At 54.4% G+C, this 6,311-nt stretch carries 6 protein-coding genes; 1 reads left to right on the top strand and 5 read right to left on the bottom strand.

From position 1 onward, the window contains the following. The 3 genes from sdhA to sdhC all read right to left on the bottom strand — a co-directional run. A partial coding sequence (gene sdhA / locus ACW14G_RS11720) for a succinate dehydrogenase flavoprotein subunit (protein ID WP_455648601.1) occupies positions 1-1,750 on the bottom strand: 1,750 nt, incomplete at its 3' end. Beyond that, positions 1,750-2,097 (bottom strand): succinate dehydrogenase membrane anchor subunit, encoded by a 348-nt coding sequence (gene sdhD, locus ACW14G_RS11715; RefSeq protein ID WP_455648600.1) that lies wholly within the window; start codon positions 2,095-2,097, stop codon positions 1,750-1,752. The genes sdhD and sdhA, both read right to left, overlap by 1 nt. Continuing rightward, a complete protein-coding gene (gene sdhC, locus ACW14G_RS11710) occupies positions 2,091-2,495 on the bottom strand; it encodes a succinate dehydrogenase cytochrome b556 subunit (RefSeq protein WP_035892718.1) in 405 nt (134 codons plus the stop codon). The genes sdhD and sdhC overlap by 7 nt, the downstream gene beginning before the upstream one ends. A 637-nt stretch (positions 2,496-3,132) precedes the next feature. Here sdhC and gltA point away from each other — a divergent pair. After that, positions 3,133-4,416: a citrate synthase gene (gltA, locus tag ACW14G_RS11705; protein ID WP_064548326.1), complete on the top strand. Its 1,284-nt coding sequence runs from the start codon at positions 3,133-3,135 to the stop codon at positions 4,414-4,416. A gap of 126 nt (positions 4,417-4,542) precedes the next feature. Here the strand turns inward: gltA and nei are convergent, their stop codons facing one another. Together nei and ACW14G_RS11695 are read right to left on the bottom strand one after the other, a co-directional pair. Next, positions 4,543-5,334 carry an endonuclease VIII gene (nei, locus tag ACW14G_RS11700; protein ID WP_249022150.1) on the bottom strand — a complete coding sequence of 264 codons (792 nt, stop codon included), beginning with the start codon at positions 5,332-5,334 and terminating at the stop codon, positions 4,543-4,545. Positions 5,335-5,440: 106 nt separating this feature from the next. Continuing rightward, a complete protein-coding gene (locus ACW14G_RS11695) occupies positions 5,441-6,184 on the bottom strand; it encodes a type 2 GTP cyclohydrolase I (protein WP_163449176.1) in 744 nt (247 codons plus the stop codon). Positions 6,185-6,311 lie beyond the last annotated feature (127 nt).

The following is a 6,311-nucleotide window of genomic DNA, read 5'->3' as shown; positions in this document are numbered from 1 at the left end:
TCGGCGGGAATGCCGGACGCAGTTTCGGTTCCATATTGACGCTACGACGCGTCATAGACTCCGACTCTGGCAGATACAGGGAATGGCACAGCCAGTTTTCATCATCACGCTCCGGGAAGTCGAAGCGGCTATGCGCGCCACGGCTCTCGGTACGGAAGTTGGCGGACATCGCGGTGGCGAAAGCCGTTTCCATCAGGTTATCCAACTCCAGGCACTCAACGCGCTGGGTGTTGAACTCGCTGGAGGTATCATCCAGACGGGCATTTTTCAGGCGCTCGCGGATGGCTTTCAACTGCTCAAGGCCTTTGGCCATCGCATCACCTTCACGGAATACCGAGAAGTTATGCTGCATACATTCCTGCAGCGCTTTGCGAATTTCGACCGGGTCTTCACCGTTACGGTTACCGTTCCAACGGTTCAGACGTTCCAGAGAAGCGTCAATCTCTTCTTCGGTAGCGTCACGCAGTACGCCCTGCTCCGCGATAGATTCCTGCAGATGCAGACCGACCGCGCGACCAAACACCACCAGATCCAGCAGCGAGTTACCGCCCAGACGGTTAGCACCGTGTACCGATACGCAGGCGATTTCACCGACCGCGAACAGGCCAGGAATGACCACGTCTTCGCCCTGCTCGTTCACCGTCAACGCCTGGCCGCTCACTTTGGTCGGAATGCCGCCCATCATGTAGTGGCAGGTTGGGATAACCGGAATCGGTTCTTTAACCGGGTCAACGTGCGCGAAGGTACGAGACAGTTCCAGGATACCCGGCAGACGGGATTCCAGCACCTCTTTACCCAGGTGATCCAGCTTCAGCTTGGCGTGTGGGCCCCACGGGCCGTCACAGCCGCGACCTTCACGGATTTCGATCATGATGGAACGCGCCACCACGTCACGACCCGCCAGGTCTTTCGCATTCGGGGCATAACGCTCCATGAAGCGCTCGCCGTGTTTGTTCAGCAGGTAACCGCCTTCACCACGGCAGCCTTCGGTGACCAGCACGCCCGCGCCGGCGATACCGGTCGGGTGGAACTGCCACATTTCCATATCCTGCACCGGCACGCCAGCGCGGATAGCCATACCCACGCCGTCACCGGTATTGATGTGGGCGTTGGTGGTGGACTGGTAAATACGGCCTGCGCCGCCGGTCGCCAGCACGGTTGCGCGGGCTTTGAAGTACACCACTTCACCGGTTTCGATACACAGCGCGGTACAACCGACGATGGCGCCATCGGCGTTTTTCACCAGGTCCAGCGCGTACCACTCGGAGAAAATCGTGGTGTGGTTTTTCAAATTCTGTTGATACAGCGTGTGCAGCAGAGCGTGACCGGTACGGTCAGCCGCCGCCGCGGTACGTGCCGCCTGCTCGCCGCCGAAGTTCTTCGACTGGCCGCCAAACGGACGTTGATAAATGGTGCCATTCTCCAGACGGGAGAACGGCAGGCCCATATGATCCAGCTCCAGAATCGCTTCCGGGCCGGTCTTACACATATATTCAATCGCGTCCTGGTCGCCAATATAGTCCGACCCTTTTACGGTGTCGTACATGTGCCATTCCCAGTTATCTTCATGGGTATTACCGAGCGCAACGGTGATGCCACCCTGCGCGGATACGGTATGGGAACGGGTTGGGAACACTTTAGACAGCAGCGCACAAGTCTGGCCGCTCTGGGAAATTTGCAGCGCCGCGCGCATACCTGCGCCACCGGCACCAATCACAACAGCATCAAATTCTCTGACTGGCAATTTCATCACACACCCCACACCACAACGAATCCATAAATCACGTAAACCACCAGCGCAACGACAATCACCAGTTGCAGCATCAGGCGCAAGGCCAGCGGTTTAACGTAGTCGGTCAACACCTGCCACATGCCGATCCAGGCATGAATCAAGATTGAGAACAGAGCCAGCAGGGTGAACACTTTAGTGAACGCAGAGGCAAAGAAACCGCTCCAGATTTCCCAGGTCACTTCACCGTGCGTCGCAAAAAAGCCCACCATGTAAATGATGTACAGAGTCAGGACAATGGCGGTGGCGCGGACGAGGATGAAGTCATGTACGCCGTTGCGTCCTAATGCTGAGGCGTTGCTTACCATACGAGGACTCCTGCAAGAATTGAAAGCACGACTGTAATAACGAAAGAGATTTTGGCTGAACGCTGACCGGCTTCGAGGGTTTCTTCGATATAACCGAAATCCATTAACACGTGACGGATACCCACAACGGCGTGGTAGGCCAGCGCAGTGAGGATGCCCCACATAATGAATTTAACGAAGAAACTGCTCATGATGGAGGAAGCGGTCAGGAAGCCTTCCGGAGAGGAGAGACTGGTGCCCAGCAGCCATAGCAGAATGCCCACCGCCACAAACGTAATCACGCCGGAAACGCGATGAAGAATGGACGCTATCGCTGTTATAGGGAACCGGATTGTTGTCAAATCCAGATTGACAGGTCTTTGTTTTTTCACATTTCTTATCATGAATAACGCCCACATGCTGTTCTTATTATTTCCTTCCTCCGGTCTGCAGGCGGGTCAAGCAGCGTCCTTTCTATAACTTCGCGTCATGGTTAAATCTGCTTCCAGATGCTAAAACGACACGTTACAACGCTGGGTGGCTCGGGATTGCAGGGTGTTCCGGAGACCTGGCGGCAGTATAGGCCGTTCACAAAATCATTACAATTAACCTACATATAGTTTGTCTGGTTTTATGCAGAACAGTGATCACGCTCACGATTAAAACAATTTTTTAAAAATTAATCACGTGATTTGACAAATATTAAACATTATTGTTACAACCATCACCTGTAAAAGCATATAATGCTCAAAAGTTATGGGGGCACTCTTTCACCTGATAATAAGTTATGTAACAGTGTGATTGGGTTGACCTGGCCTGGCTGTAACGTTATTAGTGTTTGTTCAGGTTTGAATCATTGGATTGCTAAGACCCTGATTTGCTGTTGTTTCACTGTAGATTAGACGTGCACCGTCAAGCGCCCTTGCTCTGTACCCTTGCTTCATCTCTACAGCAGAGCCGTGAGCCAAATAACAAACTGGCACCGTCGAAATATTTTTTGAATTGCAAATCCGGCATCCGGCAGTCTTAAGCAAAAAGGCGCTAAGGAGACCGTAAATGGCTGATACAAAGGCAAAAATCACTCTATCCGGTGATACTGCTATTGAACTTGATGTGCTGAAAGGCACGCTCGGTCAGGATGTTATTGATATCCGTACTCTCGGTTCAAAAGGCATTTTTACTTTTGACCCTGGTTTTACCTCTACCGCATCTTGCGAGTCTAAGATTACTTTTATTGATGGCGACGAAGGGATCCTGCTGCATCGCGGCTTCCCGATCGATCAGTTAGCCACCGAATCTAATTACCTTGAAGTTTGCTACATTCTGCTGTACGGCGAAAAACCGAGCCAGGCCGAATTCGACGAGTTCACCACTACCGTCACTCGCCACACCATGATTCACGAGCAGATCACCCGTCTGTTCCACGCGTTCCGCCGCGACTCTCACCCGATGGCGGTGATGTGCGGGATTACCGGCGCGCTGGCGGCGTTCTATCACGATTCTCTGGACGTGAATAACCCGCGTCATCGTGAAATCGCCGCCTTCCGTCTGCTGTCCAAAATGCCGACCATGGCGGCCATGTGTTACAAATATTCGATTGGCCAGCCGTTCATTTATCCGCGCAACGACCTGTCCTATGCCGGTAACTTCCTGCGTATGATGTTCGCCACGCCGTGTGAAGATTACGAAGTTAACCCGGTGCTGGAACGTGCGATGGACCGTATTCTGATCCTGCACGCTGACCACGAGCAGAACGCTTCCACCTCTACCGTGCGTACCGCAGGCTCCAGCGGGGCCAACCCGTTTGCTTGTATCGCGGCCGGTATTGCTTCCCTGTGGGGGCCGGCACACGGCGGCGCCAACGAAGCCGCGCTGAAAATGCTGGAAGAGATCAGCTCCGTTGAGCACATTCCTGAATTCGTGCGTCGCGCGAAAGACAAGAATGACTCTTTCCGCCTGATGGGCTTCGGCCACCGCGTGTACAAAAACTACGATCCACGTGCGACCGTAATGCGCGAAACCTGCCACGAAGTGCTGAAAGAGCTGGGTACCAAAGATGATCTGCTGGAAGTGGCGATGGAACTTGAGCACATTGCGCTCAACGACCCGTACTTCATCGAGAAGAAACTCTACCCGAACGTCGATTTCTACTCCGGTATCATCCTGAAAGCGATGGGTATTCCGTCCTCCATGTTCACCGTCATCTTTGCGATGGCGCGTACTATCGGCTGGATTGCTCACTGGAACGAAATGCACACCGACGGCATGAAAATCGCGCGTCCGCGTCAGCTGTACACCGGCTACGAGCAGCGTGACTTCAAATCAGACCTCAAGAAGTAAGCGATGGTCTGCACAAAAAAAGCGCCTGCGGGCGCTTTTTTTATTACCGTAGGACTGATAAGCAAAGCGCCATCAGGCAATATCGGCGCACATTGCCTGATGGCGGCTACGCCTTATCCGTCCTACTTAACGCTGACACCCCGGGCACCAATAAAACGGCCTTGACGACAACATGGTCTTCTCAATGATCCCGCCGCAGCGCTCACAGGCTTCACCGTCGCGATGAAAAACCTTAAAGCGAAACAACGCGCCGTGATGCTTGTTATCATCCACTCTGCCGCGGGTTTTGTAGGAGAGCCGGGGGATATCCAACAGCGCCTGCGCCAGCGCGTCAAGCTGCGGTTCAGTCAGCTGCGACGCCTTGTGGTGACCCGTTAGCCCCACCTGCCAGAGAATTTCAACCCGCAGATAGTTGCCCAGCCCGGCAAGAAACGCCTGATCCAATAGCAGGCCTGAAAACTGACGGTTGCGAAACGGCGCCGACAGCAGCCGCGCTTTTACCGCCTGAGGCGTCAGCGTCATATCCAGCACGTCTGGCCCGACGCGCAGCAAAAACGGATGCGTTTTCAACGTTTCCGCCGTCAGCATCTCAATATCGGAAGCGCTATACAGCAGGATGGCTTTATCATCCGTTTGTAGCTTCACGCGCAGCACTCGCGTGGTCTTGGGTATTTCGCCAGCCTTCACCACCCGCCATACGCCGTACAGCTGATTATGGCTGTAGAGCGTCAGACCGCCTGAAAAATGCGTCAGCAGCGCCTTACCGCGCGTTTCTACCCACGTCACATGCTGCCCCACCAGCTCCGCTGCATAGGGCGCAAGCTCGGGGAACGCAAACCACACCTCGGTTAACGTTTTATCTTTTATTGCCGCTTCCAGGCTATCCGCCGCACGACGGATCTCTGGGCCTTCAGGCATGACCATTTCCTTCTACTAAACCAACACGTTGATATCGTGTGCGCCCCGCCCGCGTCGACGCAAGCGGCTATTTCACTATTTCAGGAAGCGTAACGCGCTCACGACATCAAGCCGGGTTCGGGATATCCACAAATGAAACATCCAGATCGGTGGTTTCATTGAGCCATTCGCTCAGCGCACGGATCCCGCCGCGTTCGGTGGCATGGTGGCCCGCAGCATAGAAGTGCAGCCCCTGTTCACGCGCTGAATGGATGGTTTGTTCCGACACTTCGCCAGTAATAAACGCGTCGACGCCAAAGCGCGCGGCGCTATCGATAAAGCCCTGACCACCGCCGGTACACCAGGCCACACGAGAAACTTTATCCGGCCCGGTATCGCCGCTCCACAGCGGTTTACGCCCCAGACGCGCTTCGATCCATGAGGCCAGTTCCAGACCGGACACCGGCATCGACAGTTCCCCCCACGGCACCAGCGATTCGATCTCCCCCTGGACGTTAATCCCCAGCAGTTGCGCCAGCTGAACGTTGTTACCCAGCTCCGGATGCGCATCCAGCGGCAGGTGCCAACCGTAAAGATTGATATCATTTGTCAGCAGCGCCTTCAGGCGATTGCGCTTCATGCCGCGCACGACCGGCGACTCCCCTTTCCAGAAATAGCCGTGATGGACAATCACCGCATCTGCCTGCTGGCGAATGGCTTCATCAATCAGCGCCTGACTGGCGGTGACGCCAGTAATAATCTTCTGCACCGTTTCACGCCCCTCAACCTGCAGGCCGTTAGGCGCGTAATCGCTAAAGGCGGCGCTATTGAGTTTCTCGTTAATCAGTTGTTCTAGCTCGGTATTTTTCATCGTCGCTCCCTTAGCCATTGATGCTGTTAAGCAGAATAAAATAGCGCCCTCGCGCGGCTACGTCGATACACAATTCCTTACCTCTGTCAGGACACCGCTTAACTACGCGAAAAAAATGCGTAAATAA

Source organism: Kluyvera sp., assembly GCF_965301105.1.
This window is presented reverse-complemented; position numbering and strand designations above follow the sequence as displayed.